Below are 21,758 nucleotides of genomic sequence, written 5' to 3'. Positions count from 1 at the left end.
TGGGTCGCGCAGCGGCCCCAAAAAAGCGATGAGCGCTGCGCACTCAAGCGGGAGCAAGCTCCCTCGCCACAAAAGCTTTCCCAGCCATCACGGTACAGATTGATCCACGGTAAACACTGTGGGAACGAGCTTGCTCACCCATTAGTGCAAGCAGACCCACCGCCATCGCGAGCAAGCTCGGCTCCCACAGGATCGGCGGTGGACATTGATCTTATAAATGACCAAAACCTGTGTGGGAGCGAGCCTGCTCGCGATGGCGTCCGCCCAGAAAACCCCTCGCCACAGGGTTTTGTGTGCTGCTCGAGGTGGCAGGTTAGATCAACCCCTTCTCATCATCATCGATCAACCGACTCAACCCGCCCAAGGCTTCACGGGCCTGGTTGCGATCCATCAACTTGGCCTGGGCCGCCGGTGGCAGATCGGTGACGCGGATGACGCCCTTGCTGGTCAGCACCTGGATCAAGTCATCGAGCACCCGAATCATTTCCAGGTCGCTTTGCTTGAGTTGCTTGAGGCTGTTTTCCACCGCCTGGTTGGCGAACCAGTCCTGGATCTCGTGGTTGTCGGCCGGCAAGGTCTCGGTGGCCTCGGCGTAGGCGGTGGCTTCTACGCGCACCAGCAGGCCTTGTGCATCGCGTTGCACATAAAACATCGGGCATCCCTCATGTATGAAGCGGCGTCATGCTGGGCAGCATAGGCCAACTTGGGGGGGAGTATGAACACTTATCCCGTGGCGAGGGAGCTTGCTCCCGCTTGAGTGCGCAGCAGCCCTAAAAAAACAGGGGCGCTTCGCGCCCCAGCGGGAGCAAGCTCCCTAGCCACGGGTGTCAGCTTCAGCTGTTGTTGTGATCGATCTTGATGGTCGGGTCGCTGCCGGCGATCAGCGTGTTCAGGTTCATGTTCGACCAGTTGTTGCCCTCAAGCTTGATCGTCACGTCCGGCGTCGCCGCACCGTTGGCCGCATTGAACTGGCCGGTGGTGCTGACTTGCAGGGATGACACGCCATCGACCGTGCTGATTTTCAGGAAGTGGTCGATGGTGCTGCCGGTTTCGCCCTGCAACAGGTCCCGCAGGTCAATCCGGTCACCGTCGGCGACCTTGAAGTCCTTGATCACATCATTGCCAGTGTCGCCGGACTTCCAGACAAAGGTATCGCCGCCCAGGCCACCGATCAGGGTGTCATTGCCCTGGCCGCCGATCAGAGTGTCGTTACCCGTGCCACCCAACAGGATGTCGTTGCCCTTGCCACCGTTGAGCGTGTCGTTGCCGCCCTGGCCGAAGATGATGTCGTTGCCGGCGCCGCCCAGCAGGGTGTCGTTGCCATCGTGGGCACCGGACACATCGAACGCGGTGTAGTGCTCGGTGATGTACTGGTGCACATTGCTGGTGCTGACCTTGCTGGCGTCCACGCCGCTCTGTTTGGCGACGAAGGCCTGGATGGCCTGGTAGCCCTCACCCGCAACACCATTGAAGCTCACCAGGTCGCCGAACAGGATGTCGTTGCCTTCGCCTCCGTTGACCGTATCGGCGCCCGGCAGGGTCGCTTCGGTGTGGCCGATGATGGAGTTGGCCAGGTTGCTCGGGTCGATGTTGGTTTGCGGCTTGCCATCCGAGTCGTAGGGGGCGAGATCGGACAGGGTGACGCCGTTGTTCAGGCCGATGGCTTCAACGTTACTCAGACCTTTGAGCAGCGTGAAGCTGGCCGTTGAGCCGTCTGCTGCCGAGGAGTCGCCCCACCAGCCGCCGGCCTGGTTGGAGAACTCGAACGTGCCATTACCCTCGGCATGCACCGTGCCGACGTAGTTTTCGTTCCAATTCTTGCCGTTCTTGATGGATAGGTACATGTCCCCATTTTCTTCGATGATGAATTTGTGTGTGCTGTCGATCGTCTGGGTGTAGTACTTGCCGACGGTGTAGTTGGCCGCGCTCAGGACGTCGTCGAGCTTGACGGTGCCGTACAACACTGGGTTCGGCTGTTCGCCGGACTGGTAGCGCGTTGGCTCACCGTCGGTGATGAAATACGTCAGGTTCTTCGCCCCGGTATTGCTCAGGGCCTGGGTGCTGTTGAAGAAGTTTGCGGTGGTCTTGAACACGTCTTCATAGTTGGTATTGCCGCCGGATACCATCGAGTCGAGCACGTTCTTGAGCAGTGTCAGCGCGTTCGGATCGTTGAGGTTGACCGCAACGTTTTTGTTGACCTGGTTATCGAAGTCCGCCAGGAAAATGTTCACAGTCCCTGAGTTGCTGCCCAGGCTCTGCTTGAGAGTGTTGAACACTTGGGTCAACGAGTTCTTCGCGGCGGCGACGGAGGAGTCGCTCATGCTGCCGGAGCTGTCGACCATGAAGGCGATGTTGTAGTTGACCCCTGGCACGACGGTCAGCCCACCGATGTCGGCGACCACGATGTCGTTGCCGTCGGTGCCGGTGACGTTGTCGCTGCCGGACGTGGCGGTGACCGCGTTGTAGGTGGCCGGGTACACGGTGACAGGAATCTGCGCCGTGCTGACCGCCGAGCCGCCAAGGGCTTCGGTGGACGTCGAGGTTACGGTCAGGTTGAACTGGCCGTGGTAGTAGGTCGGTGGGGTCAGGGTGAGGCTGCCCAGGTTCCAGCCGGTGACCGAGGCTTCGCCGTTGCTGCCCACGGTCGCGGTATGGCCGGCGCCGTCGGTCAGCACGCTGCCTTCCGGAATGCCACCGATCTTCACGCTCAGGCTTTCGGAGCCGTCGGTGTCGGTCAGGGCGGTGGTGATCTTCGACAGGTGCACGCTGGTGCCTTCGGCGCCTTCGTTGAGCTTGAAGCCGTCGTAGTAGCCTTCGCCGTTGGTGCCGTGCAGGTCGGAGACGGTCACGCCCGCGTTCGCCAGGTCGGTCACACCGGTGTAGAGCGGCACGCCGGCATTGCTCAGGTCCACTGGCGTGCTGCCGTTGACCGACAGGTTCACGTCGTAGCTGCCCGGGCCGGTCTGGTTGTGGTGGTAGATGTCCAGGGTGTAGTAGCCGCTGGCGGTTGGCGTGAACGAACCGTTCAACTGACCGCCCGCACCCCACGTGGTTGCCGCGGCGGTCTTGCCGCCGATGGTCACCAGCAGGCTGTCATCGCCCGTGCCGCTGAAGGTGTAGGTCTTGCCGGCCTCGAGGAAAATCAGCCCTGAAGTTTTCGACGCGGTGCCCGGATTGACGTTGCCGTCGTTCTGAACGTTGCTCACATTGGTGCTGCTGTTCGGCGTGCCGGCGGCATCGATCACCGACTTGAGCGTGCCGGACGGCGCGCCGCTGCCATCGGTGCCCAGGCCCGACAGGCCGGTCCAGACTTCCTTGATCAAACCGGTGGAGGTCACGTTGTTGCCGGCCACGTTGAGGCTCGGTGCGTCGGCGACCGGCGTGATGTCGATCTTCACGGTGCCGGTATTGCCCAGCGTCTGGCCGTCGGTTGGCTGGAAGCTGATTTGCGCGTAGTCGGCCTTTTGATTGCCCACGCCGGCCGGGTTGCCATTGGCACCGGATTCGTTGGCATCGGGGGTGAAGCGCAGCTTGCCAGCGTCGATGTCCGCCTTGGTGAAGGTCTGGTTGTTGGCCACGTCCTTCCAGGTTGCGCCGTCCAGGTACTGCAACTTGCCGTCACCCGGCAGCCCGGTGATTTTCACACCTTGGCTGGCGGCGGCGCTGTCCACGTCGCTGATGCCGAACGTCGACCAGCCGAGGACCAGTGAAGTGTCTTCGGTACCGGTCACCGCGCCACCGGTGGCTACGGGTGCGTCGTTGACCCCGACCACGTTCACGGTGGTGGTCGCCGTGTTGGAATAACTCGTGCCGTCGGTCACCGTCACGGTGATGACGCGCGGTACGGTGCTCGGATCTTCGCTGTTGTTGATGAAGCTGATGTTCTTGATCTGCTGCATGTAGTCGGCCAGCGTTGCATTGCCTGTCAGCGTCAGGACAACTTTGCCGTCGGTGCTGTTGGCGTTGATGCTGATGCCGTTGACGCTATTGCCCAGGTTCAGATGATCGCCAGGCTGACGGTTGGTCAGCACGATGGTGGCGCCGGTCAGCATGGTGCTGTCCGGGTCGGTGATTTTCAGGTCGGTGTCGCCAATCGACACGCCCGGGCCGGTGGTGCCTTCGGTAAAGGTCACCTGATAATCGGCACCGGTCTTGCCGCTGGAGTTGTTGGCGTCCAGGTCGAGTACCGGCGGTGCATCGTTGTCGATGATCGAGGTGCTGACGCTGCCATTGGTGCCGCTGACCGCCAGGTGCTCGAAGTTGCCACCGGTGGCCGAGTCGATCCTGACCACGAAGTTTTCGGTGCCTTCGGTGATCTTGTCATCCAGCGTCGCCACGTTGAAGGTCGCGCTGGTGCTGTTGGCCGGGATCTTCACGGTGTAGACACCGGTGAAGTCCGTGCCGTCGGCGGCGGTGCCGCTGTAGACGATCTTGAGCGTCACTTCGGTTTGCGCCGGGTTCGTCAGGCTGACGGTGTATGTCGCTGCTTGGCCTTCGGTGACCGATGTGCTGCCGGTGATGCTGACGCTGGTGTTGTCGACAGTGTCGCCCACGGCCGTCGACGCGCCGGTCTTATCGACTGCGATGGCTTCGAGGTTGCCGCCGGAGGCCGATTTGATCGTCTCGGAGATGGACGGCGCGCCGGTGTAGACATCGTTGCCAACGGCTACGCCCAAGATGCCCGAGCTTGCGCCAGCGGCGATGGTGATGGTCTTGCCGCTGTCGAGCGTGACTGTCACCGGACCGTTCTGTGCGGTGACGGGTTTGCCGTCAGGGCCGGTCAGGGTGGCGGTGTAAGTGATCGTGCCGTTTTCATTGACAGTCGGTGTGGCGGTCAACGTCACGGTGGTGGTGTCGTTGACGTCGCTGACGACAGTGCTGACTGGCGCGGTGTTTGGAGCGATAGCTTCCAAGTTGCCACCGGATGCATCTTTGATCGACTCGGTGACGGTGGTTGGGCCTTGGTACACATCGTTGCCGACCGCCACGTCCAAGATGCCCGAACTTGCGCCGGCTGCGATGGTGATGGTCTTGCCGCTTTCCAACGTCACGGTGACCGGACCGTTTTGCGCGGTGACGGGTTTGCCGTCGGCACCGGTCAGGGTGGCGGTGTAGGTGATCGTACCGTTTTCGCTCACGGTCGGATTAGCGGTCAACGTCACGGTGGTGGTGTCGTTGACATCGCTAACCACAGTGCTGACTGGCGCGGTGTTTGGAGCGACGGCTTCGAGGTTGCCTCCAGTGGCGGTACTGATGCTTTCGGTGACGGTGGTCGGACCTTGGTAAACGTCATTACCCACGGCGACATCGAGCGTACCGGAACTTGCACCGGCGGCGATGGTGATGGTTTTGCCGCTGTCGAGCGTCACGGTCACCGGACCATTTTGTGCCGTGACGGGTTTGCCGTCGGCACCGGTCAGGGTGGCGGTGTAAGTGATGGTGCCGTTTTCATTCACGGTTGGCGTAGCGGTCAACGTCACGGTGGTGGTGTCGTCGACATCGCTAACGACGGTGCTAACTGGGGCGGTGTTTGGAGCAATGGCTTCCAAGTTGCCACCGGATGCATCTTTGATCGACTCAGTAACTGTCGTTGGGCCTTGGTACACATCGTTGCCAACGGCTACATCCAACGCACCCGAGCTCGCGCCGGCAGCGATGGTGATGGTTTTGCCGCTGTCGAGCGTGACCGTCACCGGACCGTTCTGCGCGGTAACTGGCTTGCCATCGGCACCGGTCAGGGTGGCGGTATAGGTGATCGTGCCGTTTTCGTTCACGGTTGGTGTGGCGGTCAGCGTCACGGTAGTGGTGTCGTTGACGTCGCTGACGACAGTGCTGACTGGCGCGGTGTTTGGAGCGATAGCTTCGAGATTGCCGCCAGTGGCGGTACTGATGCTTTCGGTGACGGTGGTCGGACCTTGGTAAACGTCATTACCCACAGCGACATCGAGCGTGCCCGAACTTGCACCGGCGGCGATGGTGATGGTCTTGCCGCTTTCCAACGTCACGGTGACAGGACCGTTTTGTGCGGTGACGGGTTTGCCGTCGGCGCCGGTCAGGGTGGCGGTATAGGTGATCGTGCCGTTTTCGTTCACGGTCGGATTAGCGGTCAACGTCACGGTGGTGGTGTCGTTGACATCGCTAACCACAGTGCTGACTGGCGCGGTGTTTGGAGCGATGGCTTCGAGGTTGCCTCCAGTGGCGGTACTGATGCTTTCGGTGACGGTGGTCGGACCTTGGTAAACGTCATTACCCACGGCGACATCGAGCGTACCGGAACTTGCACCGGCGGCGATGGTGATCGTCTTGCCGCTTTCGAGTGTGACCGTCACAGGACCGTTCTGCGCAGTAACCGGTTTGCCATCGGCACCGGTCAGGGTGGCGGTATAGGTGATGGTGCCGTTTTCATTCACAGTTGGCGTAGCGGTCAGCGTCACGGTGGTGGTGTCGTCGACATCGCTAACGACGGTGCTAACTGGGGCGGTGTTTGGAGCAATGGCTTCCAAGTTGCCACCGGATGCATCTTTGATCGACTCAGTAACTGTCGTTGGGCCTTGGTACACATCGTTGCCAACGGCTACATCCAACGCACCCGAGCTCGCGCCGGCAGCGATGGTGATGGTTTTGCCGCTGTCGAGCGTGACCGTCACCGGACCGTTCTGCGCGGTAACTGGCTTGCCATCGGCACCGGTCAGGGTGGCGGTATAGGTGATCGTGCCGTTTTCGTTCACGGTTGGTGTGGCGGTCAGCGTCACGGTAGTGGTGTCGTTGACGTCGCTGACGACAGTGCTGACTGGCGCGGTGTTTGGAGCGATAGCTTCGAGATTGCCGCCAGTGGCGGTACTGATGCTTTCGGTGACGGTGGTCGGACCTTGGTAAACGTCATTACCCACAGCGACATCGAGTGTGCCCGAACTTGCACCGGCGGCGATGGTGATGGTCTTGCCGCTTTCCAACGTCACGGTGACAGGACCGTTTTGTGCGGTGACGGGTTTGCCGTCGGCGCCGGTCAGGGTGGCGGTATAGGTGATCGTGCCGTTTTCGTTCACGGTCGGATTAGCGGTCAACGTCACGGTGGTGGTGTCGTTGACATCGCTAACCACAGTGCTGACTGGCGCGGTGTTTGGAGCGATGGCTTCGAGGTTGCCTCCAGTGGCGGTACTGATGCTTTCGGTGACGGTGGTCGGACCTTGGTAAACGTCATTACCCACGGCGACATCGAGCGTACCGGAACTTGCACCGGCGGCGATGGTGATCGTCTTGCCGCTTTCGAGTGTGACCGTCACAGGACCGTTCTGCGCAGTAACCGGTTTGCCATCGGCACCGGTCAGGGTGGCGGTATAGGTGATGGTGCCGTTTTCATTCACAGTTGGCGTAGCGGTCAGCGTCACGGTAGTGGTGTCGTTGACATCGCTGACCACGGTGCTGACTGGCGCGGTGTTAGGCGCGATGGCTTCGAGGTTGCCGCCGGATGCATCTTTGATCGACTCAGTAACTGTCGTTGGGCCTTGGTACACATCGTTGCCAACGGCTACATCCAACGCACCCGAGCTAGCGCCGGCTGCGATGGTGATGGTCTTGCCGCTTTCCAGCGTGACTGTCACCGGACCGTTTTGCGCAGTAACAGGCTTGCCGTCGGCACCGGTGAGGGTCGCGGTGTAAGTGATGGTGCCGTTTTCATTCACGGTCGGAGTAGCGGTCAACGTCACGGTGGTGGTGTCGTTGACGTCGCTGACCACAGTGCTAACTGGCGTGGTGTTTGGAGCGATGGCTTCCAGGTTACCGCCCGATGCCGAGTCAATCGATTCGGTGACGGTGGTCGGACCTTGGTAAACGTCGTTACCCACAGCGACATCGAGCGTACCCGAGCTTGCGCCGGCGGCGATGGTGATGGTCTTGCCGCTTTCCAGCGTCACGGTGACCGGACCGTTTTGCGCAGTAACCGGTTTGCCGTCGGCACCGGTGAGGGTGGCGGTGTAGGTGATGGTGCCGTTTTCATTCACGGTCGGAGTAGCGGTCAACGTCACGGTGGTGGTGTCGTTAACATCGCTGACCACGGTGCTAACCGGAGCGGTGTTAGGCGCGATGGCTTCGAGGTTGCCGCCAGTAGCGGTGCTAATGCTTTCGGTGACGGTGGTTGGGCCTTGGTAGACGTCGTTGCCGACGGCAACATCCAGCGCACCCGAGCTTGCACCGGCGGCGATGGTGATGGTCTTGCCGCTTTCCAGCGTCACGGTCACCGGACCGTTCTGCGCGGTGACGGGTTTGCCGTCTGCACCGGTCAGGGTGGCGGTGTAGGTGATCGTGCCGTTTTCGTTCACGGTCGGCGTGGCGGTCAACGTCACGGTGGTGGTGTCGTCGACATCGCTGACCACGGTGCTAACCGGAGCGGTGTTAGGCGCGATGGCTTCGAGGTTGCCGCCAGTAGCGGTGCTGATGCTTTCGGTGACGGTGGTCGGACCTTGATAAACGTCGTTACCCACAGCGACATCGAGCGTACCCGAACTTGCACCGGCTGCGATGGTGATGGTTTTGCCGCTTTCCAACGTCACGGTGACCGGACCGTTTTGCGCGGTGACGGGTTTGCCGTCGGCACCGGTCAAGGTGGCGGTGTAGGTGATCGTGCCGTTTTCGTTCACGGTTGGTGTAGCGGTCAACGTCACGGTGGTGGTGTCGTTGACGTCGCTGACCACGGTGCTGACTGGAGCGGTGTTTGGAGCAATGGCTTCGAGGTTACCGCCCGATGCCGAGGCAATCGATTCGGTGACGGTGGTTGGGCCTTGGTACACATCGTTGCCAACCGCGACATCCAACGCACCCGAGCTAGCGCCCGCTGCAATGGTGATGGTCTTGCCGCTTTCCAGCGTCACGGTGACCGGACCGTTTTGCGCAGTAACAGGCTTGCCATCGGCACCGGTCAGGGTGGCGGTGTAGGTGATCGTGCCGTTTTCGTTCACGGTCGGCGTGGCGGTCAACGTCACGGTGGTGGTGTCATCGACATCACTGACCACGGTGCTGACCGGAGTCGTGTTCGGAGCGATAGCTTCGAGGTTGCCGCCAGTGGCGGTACTGATGCTTTCGGTGACGGTAGTTGGGCCTTGGTACACGTCGTTTCCGACCGCGACATCCAACTCACCCGAGCTAGCGCCCGCTGCAATGGTGATGGTCTTGCCGCTTTCCAGCGTCACGGTGACCGGACCGTTTTGTGCGGTGACGGGTTTGCCGTCGGCACCGGTGAGGGTGGCGGTGTAAGTGATGGTGCCGTTTTCGTTCACGGTCGGTGTAGCGGTCAACGTCACGGTGGTGGTGTCGTTGACATCGCTGACCACAGTGCTGACTGGCGCGGTGTTAGGCGCGATGGCTTCCAGGTTACCGCCCGATGCCGAGTCAATCGATTCGGTGACGGTCGTTGGACCTTGATAAACGTCGTTACCCACAGCGACATCGAGCGTACCCGAACTTGCACCGGCGGCGATGGTGATGGTCTTGCCGCTTTCCAGCGTCACGGTCACCGGACCGTTTTGTGCGGTGACGGGTTTGCCGTCGGCACCGGTCAGGGTGGCGGTGTAGGTGATCGTGCCGTTTTCGTTCACGGTCGGCGTGGCGGTCAACGTCACGGTGGTGGTGTCGTCGAAATCGCTGACCACGGTGCTAACCGGAGCGGTGTTAGGCGCGATGGCTTCGAGGTTGCCGCCAGTAGCGGTGCTGATGCTTTCGGTGACGGTGGTTGGGCCTTGGTAGACGTCGTTGCCGACTGCAACATCCAGCGCACCCGAGCTTGCACCGGCGGCGATGGTGATGGTTTTGCCACTTTCCAAAGTCACGGTCACCGGACCGTTCTGCGCGGTGACGGGTTTGCCGTCTGCACCGGTCAGGGTAGCGGTGTAAGTGATGGTGCCGTTTTCGTTCACGGTTGGCGTAGCAGTCAACGTCACGGTGGTGGTGTCGTTGACATCGCTAACGCCAGTACTGACTGGAGTCGTGTTCGGAGCGATAGCTTCGAGGTTGCCGCCAGTGGCGGTGCTGATGCTTTCGGTGACGGTAGTTGGGCCTTGGTACACATCGTTGCCAACGGCTACATCCAACGCACCCGAGCTTGCGCCCGCTGCAATGGTGATGGTCTTGCCGCTTTCCAACGTCACGGTCACCGGACCGTTTTGCGCGATAACTGGCTTGCCGTCGGCACCGGTCAGGGTCGCGGTGTAAGTGATGGTGCCGTTTTCATTCACGGTCGGAGTAGCGGTCAACGTCACGGTGGTGGTGTCGTTAACATCGCTGACCACGGTGCTAACCGGAGCGGTGTTAGGCGCGATGGCTTCGAGGTTGCCGCCAGTAGCGGTGCTGATGCTTTCGGTGACGGTGGTTGGGCCTTGGTAGACGTCGTTGCCGACTGCAACATCCAGCGCACCCGAGCTTGCACCGGCGGCGATGGTGATGGTCTTGCCGCTTTCCAGAGTCACGGTCACCGGACCGTTCTGCGCGGTGACGGGCTTGCCGTCGGCACCGGTCAGGGTGGCGGTGTAGGTGATCGTGCCGTTTTCATTCACGGTTGGTGTGGCGGTCAATGTCACGGTGGTGGTGTCATCGACATCACTAACCACAATGCTGACTGGCGCGGTGTTTGGCGCGATGGCTTCCAGGTTGCCGCCAGTAGCGGTGCTGATGCTTTCGGTGACGGTGGTCGGACCTTGGTAAACGTCGTTACCCACAGCGACATCGAGTGTGCCCGAGCTTGCGCCGGCTGCGATGGTGATGGTTTTGCCGCTTTCCAACGTCACGGTGACCGGACCGTTCTGCGCGGTAACGGGCTTGCCGTCGGCGCCGGTCAGGGTCGCGGTGTAAGTGATCGTACCGTTTTCATTCACAGTCGGAGTGGCGGTCAGCGTCACGGTAGTGGTGTCGTTGACGTCGCTGACGACAGTGCTGACTGGCGCGGTGTTTGGAGCGATAGCTTCCAAGTTGCCACCGGATGCATCTTTGATCGACTCGGTGACGGTGGTTGGGCCTTGGTAAACGTCATTACCCACAGCGACATCGAGCGTACCCGAGCTTGCGCCAGCGGCGATGGTGATGGTTTTGCCGCTGTCGAGCGTGACGGTCACAGGACCGTTTTGCGCGGTGACGGGTTTGCCGTCGGCACCGGTCAAGGTGGCGGTGTAGGTGATCGTGCCGTTTTCGTTCACGGTTGGTGTAGCGGTCAACGTCACGGTGGTGGTGTCGTTGACGTCGCTGACCACGGTGCTGACTGGCGCGGTGTTTGGAGCAATGGCTTCGAGGTTACCGCCCGATGCCGAGGCAATCGATTCGGTGACGGTGGTTGGGCCTTGGTACACATCGTTGCCAACCGCGACATCCAACGCACCCGAGCTAGCGCCCGCTGCAATGGTGATGGTCTTGCCGCTTTCCAGCGTCACGGTGACCGGACCGTTTTGCGCAGTAACAGGCTTGCCATCGGCACCGGTCAGGGTCGCGGTGTAAGTGATGGTGCCGTTTTCGTTCACGGTTGGCGTAGCGGTCAACGTCACGGTGGTGGTGTCGTCAACATCGCTAACGACAGTGCTGACTGGCGCGGTGTTAGGCGCGATGGCTTCCAAGTTACCGCCCGATGCCGAGGCAATCGATTCGGTGACGGTGGTTGGGCCTTGGTAAACATCGTTTCCGACAGCGACATCCAACGCCCCCGAACTTGCGCCGGCTGCAATAGTGATCGTCTTGCCGCTGTCGAGCGTGACCGTCACCGGACCGTTCTGCGCGGTGACCGGATTGCCATTGGCATCGGTCAGGGTCGCGGTGTAAGTGATGGTGCCGTTTTCGTTCACGGTTGGCGTAGCGGTCAACGTCACGGTGGTGGTGTCGTCAACATCGCTAACGACAGTGCTGACTGGCGCGGTGTTAGGCGCGATGGCTTCCAAGTTACCGCCCGATGCCGAGGCAATCGATTCGGTGACGGTGGTTGGGCCTTGGTAAACATCGTTTCCGACAGCGACATCCAACGCCCCCGAACTTGCGCCGGCTGCAATAGTGATCGTCTTGCCGCTGTCGAGCGTGACCGTCACCGGACCGTTCTGCGCGGTGACCGGATTGCCATTGGCATCGGTCAGGGTCGCGGTGTAAGTGATGGTTCCGTTTTCATTCACGGTTGGTGTGGCAGTCAACGTCACGGTAGTAGTGTCTACCGAGTCGGTAATCGTAGTGACCGCAGGCACAGTGCTCGGCACAAGATTTTCGAAGTTGCCGCCGGTTGCGCCGGTGATGGTGGTACTGACGGTACTGCCGTTGTTGTAGACGTCGTTGGCGGGTGTATCCACGGCGACGGTGCCGGTGGTCGCACCGGCAGCAATGTTGATCACCGCGCCGTTGCTCAAGGTCACGGTCACCGGGGTCTGGGCCGGGTTGCTCAGCGTCGCCGTGTAGGTGATCTGGCCGCCTTCGGTGATGGTTTCGCTGGCGCTCAGCGTCAGGCCGGTTGTATCGGCCGAATCGGTGATCGTAGTAACGGCAGGCGTCGTGCTCGGCACTAGATTCTCGAAGTTACCGCCGGTTGTGCCGGTAATCGTGGTGCTGACCGTGCTGCCGTTGTTATAGACGTCATTAGCCGGTGTCTCGACGTTGACGGTTCCGGTCGTCTGGCCGGCAGCGATGTTGATCACCGCGCCGTTGCTTAAGGTCACGGTCACCGGAGTCTGGGCCGGGTTGGTCAGCGTTGCGGTGTAGGTGATCTGGCCGCCTTCGGTGATGGTGTTGCTGGCGGTCAAGGTCAGGCCGGTGGTATCCGCCGAATCAGTAATCGTGGTGACCGCAGGCGCAGTGCTCGGCACCAGGTTCTCGAAGTTGCCACCGGTCGCACCGGTGATGGTGGTGCTGACGGTGCTGCCGTTGTTGTAGACGTCATTGGCAGGCGTATCAACGTTGACAGTGCCAGTGGTTTGGCCAGCAGCAATGGTGATGACCGAGCCATTGCTCAAGGTCACGGTTACCGGAGTCTGGGCCGGGTTGCTCAGCGTCGCGGTGTAGGTGATTTGGCCGCCTTCGGTGATGGTGTTGCTGGCGCTCAGCGTCAGGCCGGTGGTGTCGGCCGAATCGGTAATCGTGGTGACCGCAGGCGCAGTGCTCGGCACCAGGTTTTCAAAGTTGCCACCGGTCGCACCGGTAATCGTGGTGGTGACGGTGCTGCCGTTGTTGTAGACGTCATTGGCAGGCGTATCAACGTTGACAGTGCCGGTCGTCTGTCCAGCAGCAATGGTGATAACCGAGCCATTGCTCAAGGTCACGGTCACCGGCGTCTGGGCCGGGTTGGTCAAGGTGGCGGTGTAGGTGATCTGGCCACCTTCGGTGATGGTATTGCTGGCCGTCAGCGTCAGGCCAGTGGTGTCGGCCGAGTCAGTGATGGTGGTGACCGCAGGCGCAGTGCTCGGTACCAGGTTTTCAAAGTTGCCACCGGTCGCACCGGTAATGGTGGTGCTGACGGTGCTGCCGTTGTTGTAGACGTCATTGGCTGGCGTATCAACGGCGACAGTGCCAGTGGTTTGGCCAGCAGCAATGGTGATGACCGAGCCGTTGCTCAAGGTCACGGTCACCGGAGTCTGGGCCGGGTTGGTCAGGGTGGCGGTGTAGGTAATCTGGCCGCCTTCGGTGATGGTGTTGCTGGCGGTCAAGGTCAAGCCGGTGGTGTCAACCGAATCGGTAATCGTCGTAACCGCTGGCGTGGTGCTCGGTACCAGGTTTTCGAAGTTGCCACCCGTCGCACCGGTAATGGTGGTGCTGACGGTGCTGCCGTTGCTGTAGACGTCGTTGGCCGGGGTATCCACGGCAACCGTGCCGGTCGTTTGGCCAGCAGCAATGGTGATCACCGAGCCATTGCTCAAGGTCACGGTCACCGGGGTCTGGGCCGGGTTGCTCAGCGTCGCCGTGTAGGTGATCTGGCCGCCTTCGGTGATGGTGTTGCTGGCGGTCAAGGTCAGGCTGGTGGTATCCGCCGAATCAGTAATCGTGGTGACCGCAGGCGCCGTGCTTGGCACCAGATTTTCAAAATTGCCACCTGTCGCGCCGGTAATGGTGGTGCTGACGGTGCTGCCGTTGTTGTAGGCGTCATTGGCCGGGGTATCCACGGCAACCGTGCCGGTCGTCTGGCCTGCAGCAATGGTAATGACCGAGCCATTGCTCAAGGTCACAGTCACCGGCGTCTGGGCCGGGTTGGTCAGGGTGGCGGTGTAGGTGATTTGCCCGCCTTCGGTGACCGTATTGCCCGCGCTCAGGGTGACGGTGGTGGTGTCGACGGTGTCGGTGATCTGAGTCACGGCCGGCGTAGTGGGCACGGTCACGGCAATGCCGGTGCCGCCGGTGGTGCCGGTGACGGTCACGCTGATCTGGCTTGGGTCGTTGTAGACCGTGTCGTTCGGTGCCAGCGGTACGTTGACGCTGCCAGTCAGTTGGCCAGCCGGGATCACGATGACCGCGCCGTTGGACAAGGTTACGGTCAGGTTGGTCTGCGGGGCCTGGGTCACGGTCGCGGTGTACACCAGCACGCCGCCGGCCTCGGTCAGGGTCGGCGTGGCGCTCAGGGTCATGGTCGCATTGAGCACGGCGTTGGCGGTCGTATCGGCCGTGGTATCGCCACCCAGGATGTTGTCATCGGTGGCCGCAGCCGCAGCGAGGCCTTCGGTTGGGAAACCGACGGTAGGGTCGACGCTGCCGGCGGTGGCATCCAGCACCACAAAGCTGTGGCCGCCACCGGCGGCGCCTCCTGTACCCGCGGCAGTGGCGCCGGCGGCGGTGGCTTCCAGGGCGGTCGTCGGGTCGACGCCCGCGGCGATGGCTTGTTGCAGCTCTTCTACCGACGGCGCGGCCTGGGCGGTGGCTTGTGCCAGGTCAGTGGACGAGTCCGGAGCATTGGCGCTCCACTGGGTGTCGCGGCCCAGGTCCAGGGTGCGGCCATCGGCCAGCTCCAATGTGACGGCGCCGGCAGGGCCGGTGTCCAACTGGTCGCCTACGTTCAGGCGATCGCCTTCAATGAGTACGCGCCGGATGCCCTCTGGGGATACGACGAAAACCTGACCAACAATGCTTTTGACAACGGCAATAACACTGCTCATTGAAGACTCTCCGGGTGCCACGCTCAGTAGACTTCCATGGACCCGGCGGCTTTTAGGCAGCAGCGGTCTGGACGTTCATGTGTACAAGGTAAGGTTATTTGACGCTTTTCTTTGTCAATATTTTGGCTGTTTTTCCGATCATTTTTGTTTGTGCCAAACTATTGACCTTCTGCTGGCCATCCTAAACAATTGCCAACGTAATGTCACATTGATATTTAAGCGGCGACCTGTTCTTTCAGTGCGTGTTCCTGCTCCTGTTTTGAACTTTCCGACATACGGTCATTCCGGTTGCCATCATCCGATGCAGCGCCACGTTTCGCTGTGATTCAAGACAAGAGTTCTGGGAATAATCCAACCATGCGTTCGCACCTGCTCAAGGCTTTACCCTTCGTCCTCGCCGCCAGTTTCGTACAAGCACAAACCTTGCCGCAGGCCATGCAACAGGCTTTGGATGTCCATCCTGAAATCCAGGCCGGCGTGAACAGCCGTCTTGCGGCGGATTACCAACTCAAGGCGGCCAAGGGCGGCTACCTGCCTAGAGTGGACCTTGCAGCCGGATATGGCCGCGAAGGCACCGACAGCGTCACCACCCGTTCGGGCGGTAATAACCATTGGGAAACCCTGAACCGCAGCGAATCGAGCCTGCGCTTGTCGCAAATGGTTTTTGACGGTTTTGCGACGTCCAGCGAAGTCGGGCGTCAACAAGCCACCGTCAATGCCCGTGCCTATTCGTTGCTGGACGCCTCCGAGCGCACCGGTTTGACCGTGGCCCAGGTTTACCTGGACGTGCTGACCCGTCGTGAGTTCGTGCGCCTGGCCGAGGAAAACCTCAAGAGCCACGAACGCATTTTCGACCAGATCAAGCTGCGCACTTCCCGTGGCGTGGGCAGCGGCGCAGACCTGGACCAGGCCGAAGCGCGCATGGCCCAGGCCCGCAACAACTTGATCACCGAACAAACCAACCTGGCCGATGCCGAGACCAACTACCTCAGCGCCGTCGGCCAACTGCCCGACCAACTGGAGCGTCCTGCCGATTTTCTGGCATTGCTGCCGGCCAACCTGACCGAAGCCCGCGCCCAGATGCTGGAAAACAGCCCGGTGCTGCGTTCGGCCGAAGCCGACATCGCTGCCGCCGAGCAACAGTATGAAGCCGCCAAGTCGAGCTTCTACCCACGCTTCGATGCTGAGTTGGGTCGCACCGCCGACAACGACCTGGACGGCCAGAACGGTCACAACAATGAATGGCAAGCCATGCTGCGCATGCGTTTCAACCTGTATGCCGGTGGCAGCAACAAGGCCGACCTGGAATCCAAGTCGTACCTGTCCAACCAGGCCCTGGACATCCGCAACAACGCGCTGCGCCAGTTGAACGAAGAACTGGGCCTGGCCTGGAACGCCTTGAACAACGCCAACGCCCAGGTGCCGGTCGCCCAGCAATACGTAGACCGCAGTGCCAACGTGCGCACCGCCTACCAGAAACAATTCAGCCTCGGCGAACGCACGCTGCTCGACTTGCTCGACAGTGAAAACGAGCTGTTCAGCGCTTCCCGTCGCCTGGCGGAAATCAAGAATGTGCAGCTGTTCACCCAGTACCGGATCAAGGCAACCATGGGCCAGTTGTTGAAAAGCCAGGGTGTGGTCGCGCCGTTGGCATCGGTTGTGCAGAACGACGTGAAACCCAAGGTCCAGTTGCCTGGGATGAATTGAGTCCTACCAGCCGTTTTAATCAGTCAGAGTGCCGAGCGTGGAATCAGAAGTCAGTCCAGTCGAACTAGTTCATGACCCGCGCACGCTGCACGACGACCCGCTGCTGGACGGTCTGCTGGCGCTCTGCATGCTGCATCAGAAGCCGGCCAGCGCGGCGATGCTCACCACCGGCCTGCCGCTGCCCAAGCAACGGCTGAGCGTCGAATTATTGTCGCGCGCGGCAGCCCGTGCCGGTCTGCAAGGGCGGGTGTTGCAACGCAAGCTCGAGCAAATTCCGACCATCGCCATGCCGGCGCTGCTGCTGCTTAAAGACGGCCGCAGCGCCGTGCTGCTGGGCTGGGTCGGTGACGACCAGGCGCGATTGCTGCTCAGCGAAAGCGACGGCGGTGAGGTGACCGTCAGCCGCGAGCTGCTGGCCGATGACTACAGCGGCAAGGTGTTCTTCGCCCAACCGCAGCATAAATTTGACGTTAACCACGGCACGCTCATTCCCCGGGCGCGTTCGTGGTTTCGCGACACCCTCAAGCGCTCCCGTTGGCTGTACGCCGATGCCATCGCCGCCAGCCTGCTGATCAACATCATCGCCATGGCCGCGCCGCTGTTCGTGATGAACGTCTACGACCGCGTCGTGCCGAACCAGGCCGAGTCGACCCTGTGGGTATTGGCCGTCGGCATCACCGGCGCCTATGTGTTCGACCTGATCCTCAAGATGCTGCGCAGCCTGTGCCTGGACCTGGCGGGCAAGAAAACCGACTTGATCATTTCGGCGACGCTGTTCGAGCGCATCGTCGGCATGGCCATGAAACACCGCCCGGCGCGGGTCGGCAGCTTTGCCCAGAACATTCATGAGTTCCAGAGCCTGCGGGACTTCCTCGCCTCGCTAACCCTCACCAGCCTGATCGATTTGCCGTTCACCCTGCTGATCTTCATGGTCATCGCGATTATCGGTGGGCACCTGGTGTGGATTCCGGTGCTGGCGTTCCCGATTGCCCTGCTGATCGGCTATGCCTTGCAGAAGCCGTTGGTCGCGACCATGGAGCGCACCATGGCCCTGGGCGCCGAGCGCCAGTCGAGCCTGATCGAAACCCTGGCCGGCCTGGACGCGGTGAAGGTCAACAACGCCGAGAGCGAGCGCCAGTACCAATGGGAACAGACCATCGGCACCCTCAGTCGCCTCGAACTGCGGGTGAAGATGCTGTCCGGCCTGGCGATGAACATCACCTTGCTGATCCAGCAATTGGCCGGGGTGATCATGATCGTCTTCGGGGTTTACCTGATCATCGCCGGCAACCTGAGCATGGGTGGGCTGGTGGCCTGCTACATGCTCAGCGGCCGCGCCCTCAGCCCGTTGGCCTCGCTGTCGGGCCTGCTGACCCGTTACCAGCAGGCACGGGTGACCATGACCTCGGTCGACCAGATGATGGAGCTGCCTCAGGAGCGCAATTTCGACGAGCGCCCGCTGAGTCGCAAGGTGTTGCAGGGCGCCGTTGAATGCCGGCAGTTGAACTTCACCTACCCGAACCAGCAGAACCCCGCGCTGAAGAACATCAACCTGGTGATCAAGCCGGGCGAGAAGATTGGCATCATCGGCCGCAGCGGCTCGGGCAAGAGTTCCCTGGCCAAGTTGCTGGTGGGCCTTTATCAGCCCGATGACGGCGCCTTGCTGGTGGACGGCGTGGACATCCGCCAGATCGACGTCAGCGAGCTGCGCTACAACATTGGCTACGTGCCCCAGGACATCCAATTGCTGGCCGGGACCCTGCGGGACAACCTGACCTCCGGTGCCCGTTACGTCGAAGACGAACTGGTGCTCCAGGCCGCTGAGCTGGCCGGCGTGCATGAGTTCGCCCGCCTGCATCCGCAAGGCTATGAACTGCAAGTTGGCGAGCGCGGGCAGAACCTGTCTGGTGGCCAACGCCAGAATGTCGCCCTGGCCCGTGCGTTGTTGCTCAACCCGCCGATCCTGCTGCTGGACGAACCCACCAGCGCCATGGACAACACCGGTGAAGAACGCTTGAAACAGCGCCTGGCCGCCGTGGTGGAAAACAAGACCGTGCTGCTGGTGACGCACCGGGCCTCCTTGCTGTCCCTGGTGGACCGCCTGCTGGTGATCGACCGTGGACAGATCCTCGCCGATGGCCCGAAAGCCGCCGTCATGGAAGCGTTGAAGAAGGGGCAGATCAGTGTTGCTTAAATCAGGTTTCAAGGGCGCTGTGGGTCGTTACTTCAAAGGTTCCGACTCACTGCATGGCCAACCGCTGCCCGAGGTCAACAAAGCCCTGATCGAGGACGCTCCCCGGGTGGTGCGCCTGACAATCTGGGGCATCATCGGCTTCTTTGTGTTCCTGGCGCTGTGGGCCAACTTCGCCGAGATCGACGAAGTGACCAAGGGCGACGGCAAGGCGATCCCCTCGTCCAAGATCCAGAAGATCCAGAACCTGGAAGGCGGCATCGTCGCAGAGCTGTTCGTCAAGGAAGGGCAGATCGTCGAGGCCGGCGCGTCGTTGATTCGCCTGGACGACACGCGGTTCGTCTCCAACGTCGGCGAAACCGAAGCGGATCGCCTGTCGATGCTGTTGCGGGTCGAACGCCTGAGTGCCGAGGTTGATGACCGGCCACTGAACTTCCCGGCCGATGTGCTCAAGGCGGTGCCGGGCCAGGCCGCCAGCGAAGAGTCGCTGTACATCAGCCGTCGCCAGCAATTGCACGATGAAATCGGTGGCTTGCAGGAGCAGTTGATCCAGCGCCAGCAGGAACTGCGTGAGTTCGTCTCCAAGCAGGCGCAGTACCGCTCCGGCCTGGCGCTGCAACGCCAGGAAATCAACATGTCCGAGCCGCTGGTGGCCCAAGGCGCGGTGTCGCCGGTGGAAGTGCTGCGGCTCAAGCGCGCCGAAGTCGAGACCCGTGGGCAACTGGACGCCACGACGCTGGCGATTCCTCGCGCCGAATCGGCGATCAAGGAAGTGCAGCGCAAGATCGACGAGACCCGCGGCAAGTTCCGCAGCGAAGCCCTGACCCAACTCAACGAAGCACGCACCGACCTGAACAAGGCCCAAGCCACCGGCAAGGCCTTGGAAGACCGCGTGAGCCGTACCCTGGTGACCTCGCCGGTGCGCGGCATTGTCAATAAACTGCTGGTGAACACCATCGGCGGCGTGATCCAGCCCGGCAGCGACCTGGTGGAAATCGTGCCGCTGGACGACACCCTCCTGGTGGAAGCGAAAATCCGTCCCCAGGACATCGCCTTCCTGCACCCCGGCCAGGACGCCACGGTGAAATTCACGGCGTACGACTACACCATCTACGGTGGGATGAAAGCCAAGCTGGAACAGATCGGTGCCGACACCATCACCGATGAAGACAAGAAGACCACCTACTACATCATCAAGCTGCGCACCGAACGCAGCCATCTGGGCACGCCTGAAAAGCCCTTGCTGATCATCCCTGGGATGGTGGCGTCGGTGGACATCATCACCGGCAAGAAAACCGTGCTCAGCTACCTGCTCAAGCCAATCATCAAGGCCCGGTCCGAGGCGTTGCACGAGCGGTAAGGGCCGGGTAGTTGATCATTCTGTGGCTTGGTAGCTTTTGTGGCGAGGGAGCTTGCTCCCGCTTGAGTGCGCAGCACTCATCGCTTTTTTTGGGGCCGCTGCGCGCCCCAGCGGGAGCAAGCTCCCTCGCCACAGTGTGGGGCTAACCCTTAAACCCCTGTGGGAGCGGGCTTGCTCGCGAAGGCGGTTTGTCAGTCAATGTATATGTAGCTGACCCGACGCATTCGCGAGCAAGCCCGCTCCCACACTGGATTTGTGTTGAACCGAAATACTGAAATCAACACCGATCAACTGTGGGAGCGGGCTTGCTCGCGAAGGCGGTTTTCAATTCACCACAGGTATGTCAGCCCGCCGCTTGAACCTCCAGCCGATCCATCGCCCGCTCCACCAACAAATGCACCCCATCGGCCATCCGGCTGATCGCCAGGATCACGCTGCGGCGCGAACCGTCGACATCATCGGCCAGGTCGGCGGCGATGGCGCTGATGGACAGCAGGTCTTCGGAAGCATTGGCCAGCAGGGTTTCGGTGTCGATATCAGGGGCGACCATGAAAAGTTGGGATGCTTGGGTTTTGCCCGAGGCTTCAGCGGTGGGTTTGGGGTTGAGGTAGTAGTCGAGGGCGCGCTCGGCGGCTTCGTCGAGTTTTTTGGATTTCGAGGATTTGTCGGACGTGTTGCCAGGGTTTCCTGGCGGATTCGGAGTTACCTTGAACATGTTTTGGCTTCCTATTCAATCAGAGCCGCCCTAGCTCGCTTGCACGCGATATAAGGGTGGCAGCTATGTGAGGGGGTGCAAGACCGAGTAGGAACCACCAAAAAAACCTCGGCAGACCCGAAGGTCTCCCCACACACAGCCGCCATAAAACACGGGCACGAATGCTCATTAAATGGCTGGTGGCATTATTTGGCGTTCTTTTACCCGGACTTGCACGTCCGTGTCACCGTTTTTTCAGTGACAAACCCAGACTAGCGGTGAGCCCAAAGGCGGACAAGTTCACCAACATCGCCGCAACTTGAAGGAAATCTCCTAGGACTCAACTGTAGGTAAGCGGTACACAGAACCTGTGGCGAGGGAGCTTGCTCCCGCTCGGCTGCGCAGCAGTCGTAAAACCGGGCAATGCGGTGTGCCTGAAGGAATGCTGGGGCCTGCTTCGCAGGCCAGCGGGAGCAAGCTCCCTCGCCACGGTGGGTTGTCTGGGCTGACGCCATCGCGAGCAGGCTCGCTCCCACAGTGGGACGGGGGTGGTCTCGATATAGGGTTCGACACAAAACCCCTGTGGGAGCGAGCTTGCTCGCGATGACAATCTTCAATTCACCGCTAACCTGACACTTAAATCCCTGTGGCGAGAGAGCTTGCTCCCGCTGGCCTGCGAAGCAGGTCTCGTTGGCGAGATTTAATTATCGCTGCCAG

At 61.1% G+C, this 21,758-nt stretch carries 6 protein-coding genes; 3 read left to right on the top strand and 3 right to left on the bottom strand.

Translation table 11 applies throughout. The features are described 5' to 3' along the window. Nucleotides 1–313: 313 nt before the first annotated feature. Both J3P88_RS29245 and J3P88_RS29240 read right to left on the bottom strand, forming a co-directional pair. Nucleotides 314–652: a hypothetical protein gene (locus tag J3P88_RS29245; RefSeq protein ID WP_014335964.1), complete on the bottom strand. Its 339-nt coding sequence runs from the start codon at nucleotides 650–652 to the stop codon at nucleotides 314–316. 181 nt (nucleotides 653–833) lie between these two features. Beyond that, entirely contained in the window at nucleotides 834–15,089 is a 14,256-nt protein-coding gene (locus J3P88_RS29240; protein ID WP_434573150.1) for an immunoglobulin-like domain-containing protein, read from the bottom strand. 357 nt (nucleotides 15,090–15,446) lie between these two features. Here J3P88_RS29240 and J3P88_RS29235 point away from each other — a divergent pair, with 357 nt between their 5' ends. From J3P88_RS29235 to J3P88_RS29225, 3 genes are read left to right on the top strand one after another with little or no spacing between them, the layout of a single operon-like run. Beyond that, complete coding sequence (locus J3P88_RS29235; RefSeq protein ID WP_186709501.1) at nucleotides 15,447–16,796, top strand: TolC family outer membrane protein; 1,350 nt, start codon at nucleotides 15,447–15,449, stop codon at nucleotides 16,794–16,796. Nucleotides 16,797–16,833: 37 nt separating this feature from the next. Beyond that, entirely contained in the window at nucleotides 16,834–18,990 is a 2,157-nt protein-coding gene (locus J3P88_RS29230) for a type I secretion system permease/ATPase (protein WP_186709500.1), read from the top strand. Then, the gene (locus tag J3P88_RS29225) at nucleotides 18,980–20,347 is read left to right on the top strand and encodes an HlyD family type I secretion periplasmic adaptor subunit (protein WP_186709498.1); all 1,368 of its coding nucleotides are present in this window, start codon (nucleotides 18,980–18,982) and stop codon (nucleotides 20,345–20,347) included. Before J3P88_RS29230 ends, J3P88_RS29225 begins: the two co-directional genes overlap by 11 nt. 343 nt (nucleotides 20,348–20,690) lie before the next feature. Here J3P88_RS29225 and J3P88_RS29220 read toward each other — a convergent pair whose 3' ends face one another. Next, nucleotides 20,691–21,062 (bottom strand): DUF6124 family protein, encoded by a 372-nt coding sequence (locus J3P88_RS29220; RefSeq protein ID WP_434573147.1) that lies wholly within the window; start codon nucleotides 21,060–21,062, stop codon nucleotides 20,691–20,693. Nucleotides 21,063–21,758: the final 696 nt, after the last annotated feature.

The organism is Pseudomonas sp. Z3-6, assembly GCF_051131985.1.
Lineage (GTDB): Bacteria > Pseudomonadota > Gammaproteobacteria > Pseudomonadales > Pseudomonadaceae > Aquipseudomonas > Aquipseudomonas zanjanensis.
This window is presented reverse-complemented; position numbering and strand designations above follow the sequence as displayed.